This is a genomic window from Dyadobacter sp. CY343, from assembly GCF_021390335.1.
Classification (GTDB): Bacteria; Bacteroidota; Bacteroidia; order Cytophagales; family Spirosomataceae; genus Dyadobacter.
The window spans coordinates 53,116-72,581 of sequence record NZ_JAJUXK010000003.1; the positions used below are offsets into that span (position 1 = coordinate 53,116).

Here is a 19,466-nt window from a genome sequence, read left to right on the forward strand (position 1 = left end):
CAGATTTATAAAAAAACATTAGACATTTTGTAACATGGGAAAAGCACTTGAAATTACCGATAGCACCTTTGAAGAACTGATCCAAAGCGACAAGCCAGTACTTGTTGATTTCTGGGCAGAATGGTGCGGACCTTGTAAGATGATCGGGCCGGTTGTAGAACAACTTGCCGGAGAATATGAAGGCAAAGCGGTGATCGGTAAAATGGATGTGGATATGAACTCTTCGGTACCAGCGAAATTCGGTATTCGCAGCATCCCAACCCTGATGATCTTCAAGAACGGCCAGTTAGTTGATAAAGTTGTAGGTGTTGTTCCTAAGACAACGCTTGAAGACAAGTTGAATGCACAAATCGAAGCTACTGTATAAACAGCCTTCTACCGATAGATAAATGAAAGCTCCCGATTGGGGGCTTTTTTTGTGAGTGTTTGCGAAAAGGTATATTATTGTATACTTTTATCCACCTAACACGCACACTATATCAATGAAAAGCTCGGAGTTTCACAGACTCATTCGAAGGAATGGCTGGGTTTGCATTAGGTCAAATGGAAGCCACTATACTTATCATAAAGATGGTGTAAACTATTCTGTTCCGTTTCACGGAGGTAAGGAAATGTTTGAAATGCTTCGTAAGAGGATTGTTAAAGATATGAAGTTGAAAAAATAAGATCGGTTATGAAAAAGATTAAAATAAATATCGGGCGTAGTAAAGATCATTTCGGAGCATATGCTGAGAACGTTGCCAAGATATACGGCGGTGGGGACACAATTGAGGAAGTAAAGCAATCTATTCTCGAATGCATTGAGATCGTCAAATCTTTTGACGATAAAAACATCCCATCAGCGTTGAAGGGCGAGTACGAACTCGTTTGGAAATTGGATGTTGGTAGCTTTTTGCAATACTATAAGGGAATTTTTAACCAAACCGGGATAGCGAAACTGACTGGGATAAACGAGAAATTGCTCAACCATTATGCTTCCGGACTGAAAAAGCCGCGTCCGGCTCAGGCAAAGCGCATTGAAGCTGCGCTTCACCAACTAGGAAGCGAGCTGCTGGCAGTTCAACTCTAGCCTATTCGTTTATCTCGATAGTGAAACCCGCCTTAAAATCTTGTCCAGCCGGCAACTTTAATATTCCCTCTTTCGTCTCGAAATTCTGATCGGAATCCGCACTATCTGCTATTCCAAGCCAGGGCTCTATGCAGACAAAATTTCCGTTCGGCTTGGCCCAGATGCCGAGATAGGCGAAGTCATCGTAATGGACGGTTATTACCTGTGGGGATACGGTACTTCGCAAACTTACCTGTTTGGATACCAAATGCTTGAAGATCAATGCATCATTATCGAACAAATGGTGATTCAAATGCAGGATATTGGTGTTATCGAATATCTTTTTGGTTTCAGTTCCTACCAGTCCATCTTTGGTTAGTAACCACGTAGAATCATTTTCAATAGCTTCAAATTCAAGGTAATAATCTTCATAAGTTTCGCCGGCATTCATCGGGCATTTGAACGCTGGGTGGCCGCCGAGGGAAAAAAGCATTTCTCCGGTTCCCTGATTTGTAATTTCGTGATTTACAATTAGCTTATGCGCTGACAAACTATATGTTATCCTGAACTCAAATTCAAAAGGGTAGATAGCCAGCGTTTCATCGGAGTATTTCAAACCAAAAGTAAGACTTGTCTCAGAGCGATCGACAAGCTTCACATTGTCGTTATTGCGAACAATCCCGTGACGAGGTACTGCATATTCCTGACCCTTGTATTTAACAAAACCATTTTTAATCGCGCCTATTACAGGAAATAAGACCGGTGCATAGCTCGACCAAACGGCCGGGTCGGCGTCCCACAAAAAATCCTTTCCCGTAACTTTTGACTGAATGCGGCACAGTTCAGCGCCGGTCTCTTTCACGCTGATTTTAAGACTGTCATTTTCTATCGAATATTCCATAAGTCAAGGTTTAGTTGTTCAAAACATCAATGATCACCGAGCACGCTTTCCGAATCTGCTCCTCCGTAATGGTGAGCGGAGGGGCGATTCGCATTGCGTTGTCGCAGAAAAGAAACCAGTCGGTCACCACTCCGTTTTCAATGCATCGGTCGATTGTATTTTTTAGTTTTTCAAAAGATGCCATCTGAGCAGCTAACATCAATCCTTTCCCTCTTACTTCGCTAATTTCGGAATGTTGTAATAGGGATTTAAAAAGGCTACCCTTCGCAATTGCAGTGGTATGCAGGTTTTCCTCCAATACTACTTCCAACGCAGCGAGCGACGAAGCGCAGCTTACCGGGTGGCCACCAAACGTCGTAATGTGTCCGAGAATAGGATTATTTTTAAAAACGCTCATTACTTCCTGTGATGCCATAAAAGCGCCGATCGGCATTCCGCCGCCCATTCCCTTCGCGCTCAGTAAAATATCCGGGTAAATATCAAATTGTTCAAAAGCCCAGAAAGAGCCCGTGCGGCCAAAGCCCGTTTGTATCTCGTCCAGGATCAGCAGTGCGCCAACTTCCGAGCAGCGCTTGCGAAGCTGGATCATATATTCAATCTCCGGAACGCTTATGCCCGACTCACCGCCGATCACCTCGATCACAACTGCGGCTGTTTTACCCGTAATTTGTTCAATATCAGCAAGTACTCCATGCCGAATATGTCTGATTCCTGGCAGAAGCGGACGGAAGTTCTGTTTAAAAGGTTCGGCGCCGACCAGACTCAAAGCGCCTTGAGTAGCGCCGTGATATGCATTGAAGCAGGAAACAAATTCGCTACGTCCGGTAAATCGTTTTGACAGTTTCATCGCTCCCTCGGTCGCTTCCGTTCCAGAGTTCGTGAAATACACATTGTCAATTTTGCCAAAGGGCGAGGGGTTAGGAGGGGACAAATCGAGTGTTTTAGCCAATGTGCTCGCCAATCTCACCTGCGCACTCTGCACGAATTCGCCATAAACCAGCAAATGCATATGTTTTTCTAACTGCTCATGAATCGCAGCGATAACCTTCGGGTGCCGATGGCCGACGTTACTTACCGCAATACCTGAAATCAGGTCAATATACTGTTTTCCGTCTGCGCCAAACATGTACACACCCTCCGCTTTCTCTATTTCAAGTGCCAATGGGTAGTCCGAAGTTTGGGCCAGATGGTCAAAGAACTGCTGCCTATGTGTAATATACATTATATACTATTAATACTTTTTTGCAGTATCTTACTTTTACGTTGAGCTGATTATTCAAAAAAAGTTGCGCTGCTTCCTACCCACGTGAAATCCTTGTTGAACCGCACACCGATCATTTCACCCCGGCTGAGCCGGCTCAGACTAATTAGCAGTTCTGGCTTTTCGGAGTCGTCATTCCAGGCGTACATCATTCGGATCTCACATTTCACAAGCCCGTCGGGCGCCTGAATAACAGGTTCGTACACCACTTTGCGCTGTAAAATGTAGTTCTCAGGATCAGCAAGTTCTTCCAGATAAGCCTGGGTGATGTGCAATTTCACGCCTGAGCCTGCAAAGGAGAAAAGCGGTTTTAAAACGAAATTTTCCAGATCCGACGGAAATTCTCCCCGGTAATCACTTACAAATCTCGTCTCAGGAATGTATGGACCCTGCAAAAAGGGCATTGAGAATTTACTGATCCGAAAAAACCAATTAGGATGTCCGACCCAGGTAACGTCCACTTCGTCCGTGAAATGATAATTTGTAATCAGATCCGGATAATTCAGCAGGTCATCAAAAATGAGCCTGTTATAGATCCTTTTAATCCTGATCTTCCGCCCATCCTTTTCGTAAAATAGTTCTCTTCCTTCCCGAATCAACTTGGTATAGCAAACAGCTTTAATGCCGAGCATTTGCTCCGTAACTGCGAAATCAATCCTTGTCTTTTGTTTGTCCGGAAAAATTTCAAGAAGGATAACTGATTCCGGATCTTCGCCGGCGAGAATAAGCGATTTCAATTTGGCGGCGTATTCACTGTAATTCGCCAAACCGAAAAGATATTCAAGATCTTGTGGAATATCAAAATGCGTCTTAAAAGCTTCTGACAAGAATGCCTGATAGCCAAAAACCGATGGAAAACCTTGTAATTCAATTAATTGAGGTTCGAGCTCTCCATTTTCGTTTTTGCAAATTGCGTAGTCGATCGCCAGAAAGGAAGTATGTGCGTTTTCACCCGGAACGTATTGATTACCAGGAACTGCGCGATCCGTTTTCGCCACAAAATCCGGCGAACGGAGCGTTTCAATAATCTGGTCGGAAGTTCGCAATATCTTTTCTTTCAGGTCCGCAGGCACAAAAACCGGCGTTTCAGCTATGCGAAATTCCAGTTGCCCCGGAAAAGAGGATTCGATGTAAGCCGCAAAATCCTGGTATTTCTTTTCAGAAAATGATTGATTGAATGCTTCCCGGGCTAGCTTATGCATAGGCGAGAGCGAAAGATTTGTTCAGCGCATTTTTCAAAAACGCAGGAAGAATAACGGATTCCGTCATCGATATTTTGTCAGGATCGTTTAAATGCGCGATCATATCATTGTATTTCGTTTCCCCGTGTGCGGCGATAATGCTTGTTTTTTTATCGTCTCTTAAAAAGTATCTCAGCATTCCCTCAGCGTCTGCCTCGGGATGAAATTGTGTCCCGATGATTTCGTTTGAAAAGCGAATTGCCATTATAGCCCGTTCCAGTGGCACGTGCGGGCGCATTTTTTCCAGACAAAGTAACTTCGCCCCCATACTATCAAATGCATGTTGATTAGGTTGCGTCACCTGGAAATCGCGCGAATCTACGATCCAGAAGGGATCCGCGAGCGCGTTCAGCATTGGATCTTTGCGTCCTAAACTCGTTTTATATACAGGAAAAGTCCCGAATGAAGTCTTTCTTCTCTTACTAACACCAGCCAGCTGCCAGTGGATGCACGCCATCTGAAATGAGTGGCAGATCAGAAAAAGGTGCTTTTTGACCCGGTTCTGACGCCTTAAGTTATATTGAAAAAGCTGATCCAGGAATGTGAAAAATTTCTTCTCCCATAAGTCTCCAACAGGTGAAGGATTCCCTGGGCCACCCGTAGAAATATAAGCGTCGAAACTCATATCCGGTACTTCGAGATTTTGTCTCACGTTGAAAACGGTGTAGGTAACAGGCACAGTTTCCCGCTCACCGAAATTGGTGACGATTTTCTTAATGCAACGCATTCCTTCGTTTTCGAAACCGTCGTACATATCCAGGATAGCAATCCGGAAATGTCTTGTATTGTCGTTCATTTTTATGAGGCTTGCAGCTTAGCGTAAGGTTGCCAGCTGGCAGCATTTAACCTGGTTAATTTCTTTTTCTGTAAAATATTTAAACAAAACCAATCGGTATAAGTTCGGTTTCAGGTATTAAATGGGCGCTGAAACCTGTTAGTCCAGCCCGATCTTTGTCTCTGCTACGATATAATCTACTACTGCATTCATGCTTCCGGTTTCCTCAAAAACAGCGAGTTGCCTGTCCGCGCCGGTTCCCATTTCCATGATCTTGTGAATGTATTCAATCTCCTTGCGGCTCCCCAGCTCATCGACTACATCGTCTATAAATTCAAGCAGCTCGCCGGCCAGCAATTTGTATTCGACCTCCTCTTGTTTCCCAAAATCAATCAATTTCCCCGAAATACCGTACCTCGCTGCGCGCCATTTATTTTCATTAATCAACATGCGGTCGTAAATACGGAAACTCAGGTTCATCCGGTGCAGCTTGTAAATTTTCGCTACCAAAGCCTGCATAATGGCGGCCAGGCAGATCGTTTCGTCCGTTCGCATCGGCACATCGCACATCCGGAACTCAATAGTATTGAAAAACGGGTGCACACGAATATCCCACCAGATCTTCTTTCCATTGTCAATGCATTTCGTTTTGACGAGCAGATTTACATATTCATCATATTCCGACGCGCTCGAAAAAAAATCCGGAATACCGGTTCTCGGAAATTTATCAAAAACCTTCGACCGATAAGATTTGAAACCGGTATTCCGGCCACACCAGAAAGGTGAGTTGGTAGACAATGCATATATATGCGGAAGAAAATATCTGACAGCATTCATTATCTGAATTCCCTCGTTCCGATCTTCCAGTCCGACGTGCACGTGTAGCCCGAAGATCAGGTTGCCGCGTGCGACATCGCGCATTTCGTCAATAATCTCATCGTATCTCGGATCATCGGTGATCAGCTGATCCACCCAGTCGGCAAATGGATGTGTACCTGCCGCTGCGACCTGCAAATCTTGTTTTTTGGCCAGGTCCAGGATCATCTTGCGCAGGTAGGTTACTTCCTCGCGCGCTTCCTGAATATTATGGCAGATATTTGTCCCAACTTCTACCACTGCCTGGTGCATTTCTGCCTTTACCCGCTCCTTTAAGGTGATTTTTCCGTCCTCAACCAGTTTGGACATGTGCGACCGCAAGTTGCGCGTCACGGGATCTATTGTCTGAAATTCTTCTTCAATTCCAAGTGTGAAGTTGGGCATAAGGATACTATAAATGCTGGATCAGGATTTTTTCAACTTGGAATTTTTAGCCGGCGCTTTTGTTGCAGCTGCTCTTTCTGTCGGCATTTGCGGATCCGGTTCTGCAATTGGCTCGTCCCCGCCCGCTTTCGGCGGCTTCACCGATTTTTTCGGTGTAACCGCTTTCACATTCACTTCTTTGGCCGATGGAATAGGCTCTGGTGTCGGCTCGGAAGCTTTTTGAGACGGAGCAGTTTGAATTGCGTCTTTCATGAAAGTACCCCAGGTAAGGTTAACCTGTCCGGGAACCTGCTGCTTTGCTCGTTCGATCGCCATATTCGCGGCGGCTTCCACTACCCATTCAAAATTGTCGGGGCCTACGGAATAAATGTCGGCGTCGGGTGCCGGGTTACAGAAATCTATTGCGTAAGGTATTCCGTCGCGCACTGCAAATTCTACGGTATTGAAGTCGTAGCCCAGCGCCTGGTTTAATCTCAATGTATAGTCTTTGATCGTTTCCAGCAACTTTTCCCTTTCTTCGCCAGTGGCCTTTAACTCGGAAGCATACCTTAAATGATGCGGATTGCGCGGTTCGTAGGGCATGATCAGTACGTCTTTCTGGCCAATGCAATAGCAGCGAACGTAGTCTGTAAACTCAATTTCCTCCTGCAACATCATGACCAGCTGGCCCGTTTCTTCGTGTTTAAACCACATATCGTGCGGATTTACAACTTTATACACACTTTTCCAGCCGCCGCCATCGTGGGGTTTCATGTAGGCCGGGAAGCCCACATATTCAAATATTTCCTCCCAGGCCATCGGGAATGCAAGGTTACGGAAAGATGTTTCGGAAGTACCGTCGGGGCGCTCTTTCGAAGGAAGCAGTACTGTTTTTGGAACCGGAACACCTATTTTTTCGGCCAGCGCATTATTAAAGAACTTCTCGTCGGCGCTCCACCAGAAAGGGTTATTGATCACTGCTGTACCAGAAATCGCTGCATTTTTTAGGTAAGCCCTGTAAAAAGGCACATCCTGCGAAATCCGGTCGATAATTACTGCATATTCGGTTGGCGCTGCCTGAGCTACTTTGTCTATGCTCACTGCCTCTGCAATGATATCTGGTTCACCTTTACTGTTAACTCTTTCGATAAATGCGTTTGGAAAAGTATTTTCCATTCCAAATAGTATCCCTATTTTTTTCATACTCAAAATTCTGGTTTTGTTATTGATAAGTCTGCTTACATGATCCTGGAAAGATAGTCCGGGAACATTTTGTTCCAGAGCGGCCAGTCGTGTTTTTCCCAGCCTCTAATATCGAGCCAGTGATCGATTCCGTTCGCATTCAATATACCGGACATCTTCACATTGCTTTCCAGGCAAATGTCCCACTCAGAGGTACCGAGCACAATTTTCATGTGGCCGAAACGCCAGCCCTGCTCGTTTGGCATGAAATCTACCGGATTGTTGAAATACACGGTATCATCATAAAATCCGTCTGTAAAGCTGCGGATATCGAATGCGCCGCTCATACTGATCAGATACGCGACCTGCTCCGGGTGCCTGAATGCGAAATTAGCCGCGTGAAATCCGCCAAAACTGCATCCCGCGACACCTACCTTTTCTACATTGCATGCAGTCCGTATATGCGGGACCAGCTCGTTATTTAGGAATTTGTCATACTGATTGTGATTCAAAACGCGGTATTGTGGATTGATATGCTTGGCGTACCACGAATCCGCATCAATAGAATCCACACAATATACCTTGTATTTTCCCGACTCGACCAGCGGCCGGATTGACTCGATCAGCCCCATATCCTTGGCCTGGTAGTAGCGACCCAGGGTAGTCGGAAAGACGATGATAGGGTAGCCCCAATTTCCGTAAATGAGCAGGTCAATATCCCTTTCGAGGTGGTGGGAATAGTATTTTATGTGCTGCTCTTCCAATTGGTTAGGTCGGATTATTGATAAATGAAATATACAAAACAAATCATAGGAAGCAAATTAATAACTTGCGCGTTCTTTTTGTCTCAGTCAACAGTTCCACAGGTTTGAGTTCTTCCCTTTCTTTCATCCACACCCACATTTATTCCAACTTTTTGAAGCGGGAGGTGGATGTTACTATTCTGCTTCCGCTTGATTTCAATAAATCTTCCGTTTACCCTTTGCTACTATTTAACGATGGACAGGATTTTCCTGCATTGAACTTGTCTGAAACGACGGCTCGTATGCAGCATGAACAGGAAATGCGGCCGATGATCATTGCGGGGATCCACGCGAATCACAGGCGGATCGATGAATATGGAACCGCAATACGCGCCGACTATGCAGGCCGGGGCGCAGAGGCGGGGGCGACGACAGATTTTGTGATCAGCGAACTTTTGCCATTTCTCCGGGAGCAATACCAGGTCCGTTCGTCCGGAAATGCATACGCAGGTTTTTCGCTCGGCGGACTTATGGCGCTGGATATTGCCTGGAACCACTCTGAACAGTTTTCCATCGCGGGCATATTATCCGGTTCACTTTGGTGGCGACAAAAGGCAATTAGTGACGGATACGAGGATTTTGATCGCATTATGCATGCTCAAATCAGGGAAACCGCCACGCCGCCCAAACTCAAATGCTGGTTTCAATGCGGCTCAAATGACGAAAATGACGACCGCGACGGCGATGGTGTGATCGATTCTGTGCAGGATACGCTGGAATGCATCGGGGAAATGGAGCGTAAAGGGTTGGCCTGGAACCGTGATGTGTTTTATACTGAGGTGGTCGGCGGTCAACATAATCCTGCCACCTGGGGACAGGTTATGCCGCGGTTTTTGCAGTGGGTTTCTCAGGTTTTGGAATAAATATCACAGCTTGCTTAGAAATGCCATAGTGTCAACCCCGTCGGCATAATCGAAAAGACCGGGCTCCTGAGACTTTCCAAATGGAAGGATACCTTGCAAATCTGCCGGCCCGATCACGCACTGAACTTTTTCTTCTGCTTCTTTCAGTGCTGATTTGACAGCTTCCAAATCGTCGTATGTTTCAAAATGCAAAACGCTGATCGGTGAAACGAGCGCCTTGTTTTCTGTGATCATCAAAAACCCGTTATCTACGTGCGGGACTCTGTTAATCAGGAAAATCGACTTATTGTATTCGTAATTATTGAAGTATTTGTGATTATGCAAAAACAGGGAATCCATGTGCTGAATAGATTCATAAAACTTGGTAAAATCATATCCTGAGGGAACAAACACTTTCGACACATTGCGGCAGCCCAACCCGAAATATTGAAGTATATCTTTGCCCAGAGCTTCCAGTTCCTGCGAAGTTTCGTCACCGGTAAGTATCGCGACCGACGTCCGGTTTCTGCGGATTATATTAGGTTTTTTGGCAAAATAATAATGAAAGTAGCGCGCTGTATTGTCGCTGCCCGTGGCAATATAAGCGTCGGAATCATTGAGTCTGTCTACAAATACGATGGATTCTGTCAGTTCCGGCTCAATTTCCACCAGCTTATTCAAAAGGGCAGTGATCAGAATGGTATCGTCTGAACTTGGTTTTACCAATAGAATATGTCCGCTGATGAGCACACTTAGCGCATCGTGAAAACCGACCGCAGGAATATTGCCGGCCATTACAACACCAACTTTTTTAGGCAAAACGGGCTCGGGATATTGTGCTGCCCATTTTTCAAGGTGCTCGCGGGATAAATATTCCCGGGCAATCGCTTCGAGTGACCGGGTAACGTTTTCAGGAGTAAACCAGTTGTTCCTGCTCTTGGCATAAGCTACCCAATCTTCAACGATTTCCTGGTTCTCCGGGCTAGTAATGAATTTTCCAAGATTTACAAAAGCATTTATTCTCTGGACTCTCGATAGCATTCTGACTGGATTATAAAAAGTTTTATTCACCTACCGTTTTATTTTTTCCGATTGTTGGGAAACTATAAATAGTTATATTTGTTATTCTAAACAGTAGAAATAGCAACAAATATAAACAATCCGGCGACTATGGCTATAATGATAACCGATGAATGCATAAATTGTGGGGCGTGCGAGCCAGAGTGCCCCAATACAGCGATTTATGAAGGCGGTGTAGAATGGACCTGGGGCGATGGTACCAATTTAGATGAAGTGGATTTTGGCGATGGTACCGTGGTAAGCGGAAAAGAAAAACAGTCACCAGTTTCTGACGAATTCTATTATATAGTAACAGATAAGTGTACCGAGTGTGTCGGATTTCATGAAGAGCCGCAATGTGCTGCTGTTTGCCCGGTTGACTGCTGCGTGCCCGATCCTGAGAATGAAGAAGAGGAAGATACGCTGCTGGCTAAGAAAGCCTGGATGCACGGCGAATAAGCTTCCCATATTGATATTTGCAAGCCCCGCTCACTGCGGGGCTTTTTTTGTGCCCGTTGTGTTCCTAAATGGCATTATAATAATAAATTTCTTAATAAATACTTTCGCTGGCTATGAATAATATTCTGTGTATTACCAGTAATACAGAATATTAATTCTGACATGAAAATAGATAGAAATGCCATTATTATGTTTCAAAAGCTGTAAAAAACTGGAAAAAAACATGATAATTGTATTTTTCCAGATAAATTCTTGTGTCTTTATTTGAAAAATATAATTAATGGATAATATTTGATCTATAATTACAGCCGGAAAGTAGTCCTCACTTAAACAGAATATAATTATGAAAAAAGTCTATTGTACAGTATTATCTTTAATGATCTCGTTTTTGGGTTTTGCGAAGTCGGGAGAAGACAAGACGATTATGAAAGCTGATACAATTGTTGCCGTTGAAGTGGACGAGGAAGAAGGAAAAGGAGCATTTGCCTTTTCCGGATATCTGGATTCCTATTATATGGCCAACTTCAACAAGCCTGCGTCACGGTCCAACATGGGCGCAACCAATGCAAGGGTTTTTGATCAGAGATCAGGACAATTCTCTCTGGGACTCGTGCAGGCGAAAGTAGCTTACACGAATTCGAAGTCTGAGGCGGTAGTCGATCTGTCGTTCGGACCTAATGCGAATATGGGTAACTACGGAAATGCCTTGTTCAGCACCGCACTCGCTATCAAACAAGCTTATTTCACCTACAAATTCACAGACAAATTTTCGATGACCGCGGGGCAGTTCGGAACGCACATCGGGTATGAAGTGATCGACGCACCGGCCAACTTCAACTACTCACTCTCGAACCTATTCAACAACGGCCCGTTCTACCACGCCGGTTTGAAAGCAACCTATGCTTTTTCTGACAGGGCTTCATTAATGGTTGGAGTTGTTAATAATGTGGATGGACTTGGGGATAATAACCGCAAAAAAGGATTTATCAGCCAGCTGTACTTCAAGCCGGTCGATAACTGGAACGTTTACATCAACTACATCGGAAGCAACGAAGCAAATCCTGACAGCGTCACATTTGAAGAACCGAAAGCTTTTTACCAGGTACTTGACCTCGCAACCAGCTTCCAGGTAAGTGACAATTTTCTCCTTGGTCTAAATGCCGCATACGGAAGCCAGAAGGGCGATTACCAGGGTTTTGGCGGTCCTGAGGCTGCGAAAAGCTGGGGTGGTGTAGCCGTTTATGCCAACTCTGCTATCACGGATAACTTCGGTATCGGCGCTCGCTACGAGTATTTCACAAATGACAGCGGCGTACGCGGCCTGCTGACGAGAGCCGGAATGGGAACAAGTGTTAATTCAGTGACTTTGACAGGTAATATCAGCCTGGCTGACGGACACATTCTAGTGAAACCTGAGTTCCGCCTGGATGCTTATCCAAAAGTGGCAGGGTCAGGCGAAGAGCAGCAGTTTGAAGATTCTGACGGCAACTTCACAAAAAACAGCCAGACAACATTCGGTCTAGCTTTCATTTACAAATTCTAATATTCTACAACATACCTTCTTAATCAATATCATAACAATTTACTAAAATGGAAAAACGTAATTTCGTCCCATTAATCATCCTTCTGGCGATCAGCATCTTAGGTGTTTTTGTGCCAAACGTTCCAACCCAAATTGTCACCGAGGGTGTAAACGGCGGTGATACAGCCTGGTTGCTTGTTTCTGCTGCACTTGTATTATTAATGACGCCGGGTCTTGCTTATTTCTACGGCGGGATGGTGAATAACAAAAACGTGATCTCGACCATGCTGCAAAGCTTCATAGCAATGGGCGTAATCAGTGTTCTTTGGGTTGTAGTTGGTTTCAGTCTTGCATTTGGTGACGATATGGGCGGATTTATCGGTAACCCGATGACCCACTTTATGTTCAAAGGCGTTTTGGATGCACCGGTTTGGGGAACAATTCCTTTCGCATTGTTCGCGATGTTCCAGATGAAATTTGCGGTGATCACACCTGCATTGGTAACTGGTTCAATGGCCGAGCGTGTTAACTTCCGTTCTTACGTATTGTTCATTATCCTTTTCTGCATCTTTATCTATTCTCCTCTTGCCCACATGACGTGGCATGCAGATGGTATCCTGTTCAAAATGGGTGTGCTTGACTTTGCAGGCGGAACTGTGGTTCACATGTCTGCTGGCTGGGCTGCTCTGGCAGGTGCTCTTTATCTGAAGAGACGTAAATCACTGCTTGAAGATCACGTATTACCTCCTGCTAACATTCCTTTCGTTCTTTTGGGAACTGGTTTGCTTTGGTTCGGATGGTTTGGTTTCAACGCAGGTTCTGCGCTTGCAGCAAGTCCGCTGGCTGTCTCGGCTTTTGCTACTACTAATACTGCTGCTGGTGCGGCTGGTTTATCATGGGTACTTTTTGATGCTGCAAAAGGCAAGAAAGTTTCAGCACTTGGATTTTGTATCGGTGCGGTTGTAGGTTTGGTTGCGATCACCCCTGCAGCAGGTTTCGTAACTGTTCCGGCAGCACTTTTCATCGGTACCGTTGCTTCGATCATCAGTAACTACGTGGCTCACCTGCGTACCCGTTCTACTTTGGACGATACACTTGATGTATTCCCTTGCCACGGTGTAGGTGGTATGGTTGGTATGTTAATGACCGGGATTTTCGCAACGAGCGGCATTAACCCGCTGGTTACTGATCAAGGTCTTGCATTCGGTGAAACGAAATTGTTTATTAATCACGTGATTGCATTGGTTGGTGTATCCGCATTCGCATTTGCAGGTTCGCTCCTTCTTTTGAAAATCACCGACCTTATCTTGCCGTTACGTGTTTCTGAGCAGGATGAAAAAACTGGTCTTGATGTTAGTCAGCACGACGAGTTTTTGGTAGAAGCTTAATCTTAATAATAGGTTATTAAAAACGAAGCCCGGCCAATTTGGCCGGGCTTTTTTAGTCTTAGCCGTTGACTGAAGTCAACGGGAATTGATCGTTAATATCGAAACATCCTCTAAAAACAACAAACGCCGACCAAAGTCGGCCGTTCCATCAATACCCGTCGACTTCAGTCGACGGAAAGGATCAATAATTAATGCTAATGCGCCAATATCTCCTCCGAAACTTCGGTAACTTCCATAAGTCCCTCGCTATTAACATAATCGTGGCGAATTTCCTTGGTCTCATTAATAAGCAGCGGGTCATATTTCACCGCAACCCTTACGTAATTTTCAGTGAAGCCGAGCATCTGACCGTTCTGAATCTCATCTTCAAAAAGTACGGTACCCGTTTTTCCGATCTGGCTGTCGTAGAATGCCCTTCTTTTCTTGTCGGATAAAATATGCAGCATTTTGGAACGGTCGGCTCGGATGTTTTTGGGAACGATCGGCCTGATTTCCAGCGCAGCTGTATTCTCTCTTTCGGAATAAGTAAAAACGTGCAGATAGGAGATATCGAGTTCGTTTAGAAAGCGGTATGATTCTTCAAAAAGCTCCTGCGTTTCTCCGGGGTGACCAACAATCACGTCGACACCAATGCAGCAATTTGGCATCAGCGCCTTGATCGCAGCGACGCGCTCGGTATAAAGTTCTCTTTTGTACCGACGTTTCATCAGCCCCAAAACCTTGTTGGAACCGGATTGTAACGGAATATGGAAATGCGGTACAAATCGTTTCGATTGCGCTACAAAAGAAATGATCTCGTCAGTCAGCAGGTTGGGTTCAATAGAAGAAATCCGGAAACGCTCGATACCTTCCACTTCGTCGAGGGCTTTGACCAAATCCAGGAAAGTCTCTTTCTTTACGCCATTCTGAATACCAAAATCGCCAATATTCACGCCGGTTAATACAATCTCTTTCACATCGCGCGCGGCAATATCCCGGGCTGCATTGATGATATTTTCAATCGTATCTGACCGGCTTTTTCCTCTCGCGAGCGGAATGGTGCAATACGAGCAGGGATAATCGCAACCGTCCTGAACTTTGAGGAAAGTGCGCGTCCGGTCATTTAGCGAATAGGAAGTATGGTATTCAACTGCCTGGTCAATGTGCGAGGCTAGTACCCTGGCAGGCTGTCCGGCCGGTGTTTTCTCAAAGGTATCTACTAAATCGGCGAGACGGAATTTTTCAGCTGCTCCCAATACTGCATCTACGCCTGGAATCTCTGAAATTTCCTGCGGTTTGAGCTGGGCATAGCAACCAATTATCGCGACAAAACCATCCGGATTAATTTTTTGAGCTTCCCGAACGATCTTGCGGCATTTCTTATCCGCATTTTCAGTCACCGAGCAGGTATTGATTATGAAAACGTCTGGATTTTCATTGAATTCCACCCGTGAATGTCCCTTCGCTTCAAATAGACGCGCTATCGAAGAACTTTCAGAATAGTTGAGCTTACAGCCCAATGTATAAAATGCAACTTTTTTCATTTCCTAAAAATATGGGGCAAAAATACGGCTTTTATCCTCAACGCCCGATATAATCCCCAAAAGATGCTTGTAAATAAGCCTTGGCAAGTTTCTCTTCCGCTGCATTCAATGAACCTTCCCGTTCCGTAATATTGCCGCCCAGGTTGTCCCTGACTAGAAACCCACCCGGCCGCACCCACCCCAGTCCATTATTAAATGCGAAATAGGCGAAGGATTTGCGGTCTTTGTTGAATATATCGCTGCTCCATTGAAATGCGTTGTGACTCATATTCAATTGGGCCAATAAAGTTGCCGCGAGGTCGGTTTGCGAGCAGAGCGCATTTACCTTGATGTTTTGCGCAGCAAGCGCGCCGCCCAGCCAGAGCATTGGTATATGAAATTCGCCTGTCTTAGCTTTTTGAGTGTATGGAAGTGGGTGACCGTGATCGGCGACAATTACTATTAATGTATTATCCCACCACGGTTTTGTTTTGGCTGTTTTAATAAAATCGCCAATCGCCGAATCTGTATAATGGTGTGCATTCAGGAACAAATTTTCAGGATCATTTCCTGGTATAACCGTTTTCGCTGGTACTTCAAACGGTTCGTGGCTGCTCAATGTAAAAATCGTCGACAAGAAAGGTTCTTTTTCTTTATCTAAATCTTGAAGTAACTTGTTCAGTACCAAGTGGTCGTGGGCTCCCCATTTGGAATTCATATCTTCTTTTGCAAAATCACCTTTGTCGATAATCCTGTCAAAATTCTCTTGCAGCAGATACGATTTCATATTGGCAAACTCGGTTTCACCTCCATAATAAAAGGAAGTTTTCCAGCCGTTTTTGCGAAATTCCTTTGGTAAGGAAGGTAGTGTAAGTGTTTTTTTAGGGGTTTTGATAATAGAATGCGTGGGCTGTGCCGGGTAGCCGCTGAGAATCGCAACAATACCTTTGTCGCTCCTATTTCCGCTGGCGTACAAATTTGTAAACAAAATACCCTCTTTCGAAAGCGAGTCGAACTGCGGCGTAACGTTTTCCAGCCCACCTAAACCTGATACTACCTTCGCTGTTAAACTCTCCCAAATGATGATGATCACGTTCGTCTTGCCGGTAGTATCGACAATCTGCTGGCGATCTTCCGACGTGGTATACAAGCCCCTAATCAGCGAATCTGCCTCACTATCATTATAATAGACAAAAGGATTTTTTTTTGAATAACCCGCATTGATCATGGAGCTCATATAATTCCAGGGCACGTTCACGGCGGCGTAATTGGCGAAACTCTTATCAGAAAAAAATACTGCACTTTCATTCATCGGCGCCAGCTGAAATCCGCCACGGATCGGTATGATCAATGCGGCCGTCAAAAGTAAGAATGCCGGAATGGTATAAACGAACCTGGTTTTTTGGAAAAGTGGAACTGTGCGACGGATAACTGTGCGGAGTACGGCAAGTGTTAGAGCGAACAATACAACAAGCAATATCAGTAGCGGAACTACGGGAGCTGCACCCATCGAGGCGAATGCTTCGGCAGGTGTTTCGAGATAATGTAACGAAGTAGTGTCGATACGGAAACCCCAGGCTTTGAATAATTCCAGGTCAATAATCACCAGAATCGAAATTATTATGCCTAGGATATAACTATAAACAGTTACTGACTTTTGGTACCAGCCAGTTGTAGTCGCTGTAAATACCAATAGCAGCGTAGGTATCAGAAGAATGTATCCGGCAAAGGAAATATCCATTTGCAAACCATGCATTGCGCTCTGCACCCAAAGAAATGGCGGCAGCTCAGCAGCTTTCTGATGATGGTAAATGAAAAATATGACACGGAAAAACTGGAAAAGTAGGATCCAGCTAAGCCCGTAAAGGGCAAAAAATTCTAATCTCTTACGCATTGGTGTCGGTCAAAAACTGTCGCAAAGTTCCGAAAAATGGCGGAGAAGTATCCTGTGGCGCAAAACTTAAATGCGAAAATGTAAACGTATATTGTCATCGCTATCCTTAAATATTTTATTTTGAGGAGATTTTGTATAACTGATTGAATAAAGATGACTTTTCGTTCCAAGGCATTTGAAATTGCACAGGGCCGCGTTGCTCCGATATTGACCCCTCCGGCAGAAAGAGTTGCCGACCTGTATGGCATAAATACTTTTAGTGATGACGTAATGAAAACGCTGCTCTCAGCTGAGGCGTACGCGAAAGTTTCGAACGCAATCCGTTCAGGATCAACGATTGACAGGGAGGTGGCTGACGAGGTTTCCGCTGCCATGAAATCCTGGGCAATATCAAAAGGCGCAACCCATTATACCCACTGGTTTCAGCCTCTGACAGGTACTACTGCCGAAAAGCACGACTCTTTTTTTGACCTTACTATCGATGGGAAAGCAGTCGAAAAGTTCAAAGGGAGTGCATTGGTGCAGCAGGAGCCTGACGCTTCTTCTTTTCCCAGCGGTGGCTTGCGGGCTACATTCGAGGCGCGAGGCTACACAGGCTGGGACCCAAGCTCGCCAGCTTTTTTGATGGACAATGGGGCAGGAGGGAAGACTTTGTGTATTCCTTCTGTTTTTATTTCCTACACCGGCGAGGCGCTTGATTATAAGGCTCCTTTGCTCAAATCGCTGGTTATGCTGGATAAAGCGGCTACTTCGGTTTGCCAATTTTTTAACAGGGACGTAGATAAAGTGACGCCTACGCTGGGTATTGAACAGGAATACTTTTTGGTAGATAAAGCACTGTACTATGCACGTCCTGACCTGTTGATGGCGGGAAGGACCGTTTTCGGGCACAGTCCCGCACGCGGGCAGCAGCTCGACGATCACTACTTCGGGTCGATTTCTCCGCGTGTAAATGCATTTATGGTGGACTTTGAGTTTGAAGCTTTGAAACTGGGTATTCCGGTTCGCACGCGACATAATGAAGTTGCGCCGGGCCAATTTGAATGCGCGCCGACTTTTGAGGAAGTAAATCTCGCGATTGACCATAATGCATTGCTGATGGATTTGATGCAGAAAATCGGCGACAAGCATAATTTCCAGGTGCTTTTTCATGAAAAGCCTTTTGCAGGTATTAATGGAAGCGGAAAGCACAATAACTGGTCTTTGTCCACAGATACTGGCATTAATCTGCTTGCGCCGACTTCCAAACCGAAAGAAAACCTGCGCTTCCTGACGTTTTTGATGAACGTAGTTAAAGCAGTTCACGACCATGCCGATTTGCTCCGGGCTTCTATTTCTTCTGCGGGTAACGAGCACAGGCTGGGCGCAAACGAAGCGCCGCCGTCAATCGTGTCGGTATTTTTGGGAAATGAACTGACCAATATGCTCGAAGAGCTGGTGAGCAAAGGAGAGATAACGCTCGAAAAAGGTGAGAACTTCTACTATAAATTGGGCATAACCCGCATTCCAAACCTCCAAAGGGATAATACGGACAGAAACCGGACTTCGCCTTTTTGTTTTACAGGAAATAAATTTGAATACCGCGCAGTAGGAAGCGCGCAAAATAGCGCTTCGCCGATGATCGTCTTAAATACAATCGTTGCGAACCAGTTGCTGGATTTCAAAAAGGAGATGGACGAGCGACTTGCGGGTGGGGAAGAGAAGAAAGTAGCGACCGTTGAAATCCTGAAAAGGTATTTTACGGAATCCAAAGACATTCTGTTCGAAGGAAACGGTTATTCCGACGAATGGATCCAAATGGCCAAGGAACGCGGACTTAGCAATATTAAAGAAACATACGATGCGCTTTTTGCGTACAAAACTGACAAAACGATCGGTGTTTTTGAAAGGACCGGCGTTTTAAGTTCGAGAGAATTGCACGCGCGCTATGAGATAGAGCTTGAAAATTATGTCAAGAAATTACAGATAGAATCGCGCGTAATAGGCGATCTGGCACTGAATCACATTGTTTCTACGGTTGTAAAATACCAGTTCAAGCTTGCTCAAACTGCCCGCTCGCTGACCGACCTGGAAATGCTCGAAGAGGCGGCCCCGATTAAAGAGATCATAAGGGATATTTCCACGCATATTGTGATTATCAAACGTCTGGTGCACGAAATGACCGAGGGTAGAAAAAAAGCGAACAATATTGAAGACCTTTATGAAAGAGCCAAATGCTACGGATCAGAGGTAAAAGGCTTTTTTGAGGAGATCCGTTATCACGCAGATAAGCTTGAATTACTGATCGATGATGAAGATTGGCCTTTGGCAAAATACCGCGAAATGCTATTTTTGGAATAAATTAGAATCA

At 45.0% G+C, this 19,466-nt stretch carries 18 protein-coding genes; 8 read left to right on the forward strand and 10 right to left on the reverse strand.

The window, feature by feature from the left end; all coding sequences use genetic code 11:
- The first annotated feature begins 34 nt into the window (after nt 1–34).
- From trxA to LZG94_RS08560, 3 genes are all read left to right on the forward strand, one after another.
- Nucleotides 35–367 (forward strand): thioredoxin, encoded by a 333-nt coding sequence (gene trxA, locus LZG94_RS08555; RefSeq protein ID WP_215233017.1) that lies wholly within the window; start codon nt 35–37, stop codon nt 365–367.
- Between the two features lie 115 nt (nt 368–482).
- Nucleotides 483–665, forward strand: coding sequence for a type II toxin-antitoxin system HicA family toxin (locus LZG94_RS26535; protein WP_409013248.1), 183 nt, complete (start codon nt 483–485; stop codon nt 663–665).
- A gap of 8 nt (nt 666–673) precedes the next feature.
- Nucleotides 674–1,069, forward strand: a complete 396-nt coding sequence (locus tag LZG94_RS08560) for a type II toxin-antitoxin system HicB family antitoxin (protein ID WP_233791507.1) — start codon at nt 674–676, stop codon at nt 1,067–1,069.
- Nucleotide 1,070: 1 nt separating this feature from the next.
- On the opposite strand, the gene LZG94_RS08565 is transcribed toward LZG94_RS08560, so the two are convergent.
- From LZG94_RS08565 to LZG94_RS08595, 7 genes are all read right to left on the reverse strand, one after another.
- On the reverse strand, nt 1,071–1,949 hold the full coding sequence (locus LZG94_RS08565; protein ID WP_233791508.1) for an aldose 1-epimerase family protein: 879 nt from the start codon (nt 1,947–1,949) through the stop codon (nt 1,071–1,073).
- A gap of 10 nt (nt 1,950–1,959) precedes the next feature.
- Entirely contained in the window at nt 1,960–3,171 is a 1,212-nt protein-coding gene (locus LZG94_RS08570) for an aspartate aminotransferase family protein (RefSeq protein WP_233791509.1), read from the reverse strand.
- Between the two features lie 50 nt (nt 3,172–3,221).
- On the reverse strand, nt 3,222–4,412 hold the full coding sequence (locus LZG94_RS08575; RefSeq protein WP_233791510.1) for a hypothetical protein: 1,191 nt from the start codon (nt 4,410–4,412) through the stop codon (nt 3,222–3,224).
- The gene (locus tag LZG94_RS08580; protein ID WP_233791511.1) at nt 4,405–5,247 is read right to left on the reverse strand and encodes a type 1 glutamine amidotransferase; all 843 of its coding nucleotides are present in this window, start codon (nt 5,245–5,247) and stop codon (nt 4,405–4,407) included. The genes LZG94_RS08575 and LZG94_RS08580 overlap by 8 nt, the downstream gene beginning before the upstream one ends.
- Before the next feature lie 138 nt (nt 5,248–5,385).
- Entirely contained in the window at nt 5,386–6,486 is a 1,101-nt protein-coding gene (locus tag LZG94_RS08585) for a carboxylate-amine ligase (RefSeq protein WP_233791512.1), read from the reverse strand.
- A 21-nt stretch (nt 6,487–6,507) separates the two neighbouring features.
- The gene (locus tag LZG94_RS08590) at nt 6,508–7,668 is read right to left on the reverse strand and encodes a glutathione synthase (RefSeq protein WP_233791513.1); all 1,161 of its coding nucleotides are present in this window, start codon (nt 7,666–7,668) and stop codon (nt 6,508–6,510) included.
- Between the two features lie 35 nt (nt 7,669–7,703).
- On the reverse strand, nt 7,704–8,411 hold the full coding sequence (locus tag LZG94_RS08595) for an esterase family protein (protein WP_233791514.1): 708 nt from the start codon (nt 8,409–8,411) through the stop codon (nt 7,704–7,706).
- Nucleotides 8,412–8,515: 104 nt separating this feature from the next.
- On the opposite strand from LZG94_RS08595, the gene LZG94_RS08600 reads away from it, so the two are divergent.
- Nucleotides 8,516–9,313: an esterase family protein gene (locus LZG94_RS08600; protein WP_233791515.1), complete on the forward strand. Its 798-nt coding sequence runs from the start codon at nt 8,516–8,518 to the stop codon at nt 9,311–9,313.
- Nucleotides 9,314–9,316: 3 nt separating this feature from the next.
- Here LZG94_RS08600 and LZG94_RS08605 read toward each other — a convergent pair whose 3' ends face one another.
- Nucleotides 9,317–10,333 carry an acyl-CoA reductase gene (locus LZG94_RS08605; RefSeq protein ID WP_233791516.1) on the reverse strand — a complete coding sequence of 339 codons (1,017 nt, stop codon included), beginning with the start codon at nt 10,331–10,333 and terminating at the stop codon, nt 9,317–9,319.
- A 129-nt stretch (nt 10,334–10,462) separates the two neighbouring features.
- Between LZG94_RS08605 and LZG94_RS08610 the strand changes: the two genes are divergently transcribed.
- The 3 genes from LZG94_RS08610 (at nt 10,463) to LZG94_RS08620 (ending at nt 13,720) form a co-directional block, all read left to right on the forward strand.
- A complete protein-coding gene (locus LZG94_RS08610) occupies nt 10,463–10,810 on the forward strand; it encodes a 4Fe-4S binding protein (protein ID WP_215233028.1) in 348 nt (115 codons plus the stop codon).
- Between the two features lie 343 nt (nt 10,811–11,153).
- Nucleotides 11,154–12,353, forward strand: coding sequence for a porin (locus tag LZG94_RS08615; RefSeq protein WP_233791517.1), 1,200 nt, complete (start codon nt 11,154–11,156; stop codon nt 12,351–12,353).
- 47 nt (nt 12,354–12,400) lie between these two features.
- Nucleotides 12,401–13,720 carry an ammonium transporter gene (locus LZG94_RS08620; RefSeq protein WP_233791518.1) on the forward strand — a complete coding sequence of 440 codons (1,320 nt, stop codon included), beginning with the start codon at nt 12,401–12,403 and terminating at the stop codon, nt 13,718–13,720.
- Nucleotides 13,721–13,914: 194 nt separating this feature from the next.
- Here LZG94_RS08620 and mtaB read toward each other — a convergent pair whose 3' ends face one another.
- Together mtaB and LZG94_RS08630 are read right to left on the reverse strand one after the other, a co-directional pair.
- Nucleotides 13,915–15,243, reverse strand: a complete 1,329-nt coding sequence (mtaB, locus tag LZG94_RS08625; RefSeq protein ID WP_233791519.1) for a tRNA (N(6)-L-threonylcarbamoyladenosine(37)-C(2))-methylthiotransferase MtaB — start codon at nt 15,241–15,243, stop codon at nt 13,915–13,917.
- Nucleotides 15,244–15,280: 37 nt separating this feature from the next.
- Nucleotides 15,281–17,116, reverse strand: a complete 1,836-nt coding sequence (locus LZG94_RS08630) for an LTA synthase family protein (RefSeq protein ID WP_233791520.1) — start codon at nt 17,114–17,116, stop codon at nt 15,281–15,283.
- A 153-nt stretch (nt 17,117–17,269) separates the two neighbouring features.
- On the opposite strand from LZG94_RS08630, the gene LZG94_RS08635 reads away from it, so the two are divergent.
- Nucleotides 17,270–19,456 carry a glutamine synthetase III gene (locus LZG94_RS08635; protein ID WP_215233032.1) on the forward strand — a complete coding sequence of 729 codons (2,187 nt, stop codon included), beginning with the start codon at nt 17,270–17,272 and terminating at the stop codon, nt 19,454–19,456.
- Nucleotides 19,457–19,466 lie beyond the last annotated feature (10 nt).

Coding starts and splice junctions, on each gene's coding strand:
- LZG94_RS08580 (WP_233791511.1), bottom strand. CDS start 5,247: ATGAACGACAATACAAGACATTTCCGGATTGCTATCCTGGATATGTAC.
- LZG94_RS08605 (WP_233791516.1), bottom strand. CDS start 10,333: ATGCTATCGAGAGTCCAGAGAATAAATGCTTTTGTAAATCTTGGAAAA.
- LZG94_RS08635 (WP_215233032.1), top strand. CDS start 17,270: ATGACTTTTCGTTCCAAGGCATTTGAAATTGCACAGGGCCGCGTTGCT.
- LZG94_RS08585 (WP_233791512.1), bottom strand. CDS start 6,486: ATGCCCAACTTCACACTTGGAATTGAAGAAGAATTTCAGACAATAGAT.
- trxA (WP_215233017.1), top strand. CDS start 35: ATGGGAAAAGCACTTGAAATTACCGATAGCACCTTTGAAGAACTGATC.
- LZG94_RS08610 (WP_215233028.1), top strand. CDS start 10,463: ATGGCTATAATGATAACCGATGAATGCATAAATTGTGGGGCGTGCGAG.
- LZG94_RS26535 (WP_409013248.1), top strand. CDS start 483: ATGAAAAGCTCGGAGTTTCACAGACTCATTCGAAGGAATGGCTGGGTT.
- LZG94_RS08590 (WP_233791513.1), bottom strand. CDS start 7,668: ATGAAAAAAATAGGGATACTATTTGGAATGGAAAATACTTTTCCAAAC.
- LZG94_RS08575 (WP_233791510.1), bottom strand. CDS start 4,412: ATGCATAAGCTAGCCCGGGAAGCATTCAATCAATCATTTTCTGAAAAG.
- LZG94_RS08570 (WP_233791509.1), bottom strand. CDS start 3,171: ATGTATATTACACATAGGCAGCAGTTCTTTGACCATCTGGCCCAAACT.
- mtaB (WP_233791519.1), bottom strand. CDS start 15,243: ATGAAAAAAGTTGCATTTTATACATTGGGCTGTAAGCTCAACTATTCT.
- LZG94_RS08615 (WP_233791517.1), top strand. CDS start 11,154: ATGAAAAAAGTCTATTGTACAGTATTATCTTTAATGATCTCGTTTTTG.
- LZG94_RS08620 (WP_233791518.1), top strand. CDS start 12,401: ATGGAAAAACGTAATTTCGTCCCATTAATCATCCTTCTGGCGATCAGC.
- LZG94_RS08630 (WP_233791520.1), bottom strand. CDS start 17,116: ATGCGTAAGAGATTAGAATTTTTTGCCCTTTACGGGCTTAGCTGGATC.
- LZG94_RS08565 (WP_233791508.1), bottom strand. CDS start 1,949: ATGGAATATTCGATAGAAAATGACAGTCTTAAAATCAGCGTGAAAGAG.
- LZG94_RS08560 (WP_233791507.1), top strand. CDS start 674: ATGAAAAAGATTAAAATAAATATCGGGCGTAGTAAAGATCATTTCGGA.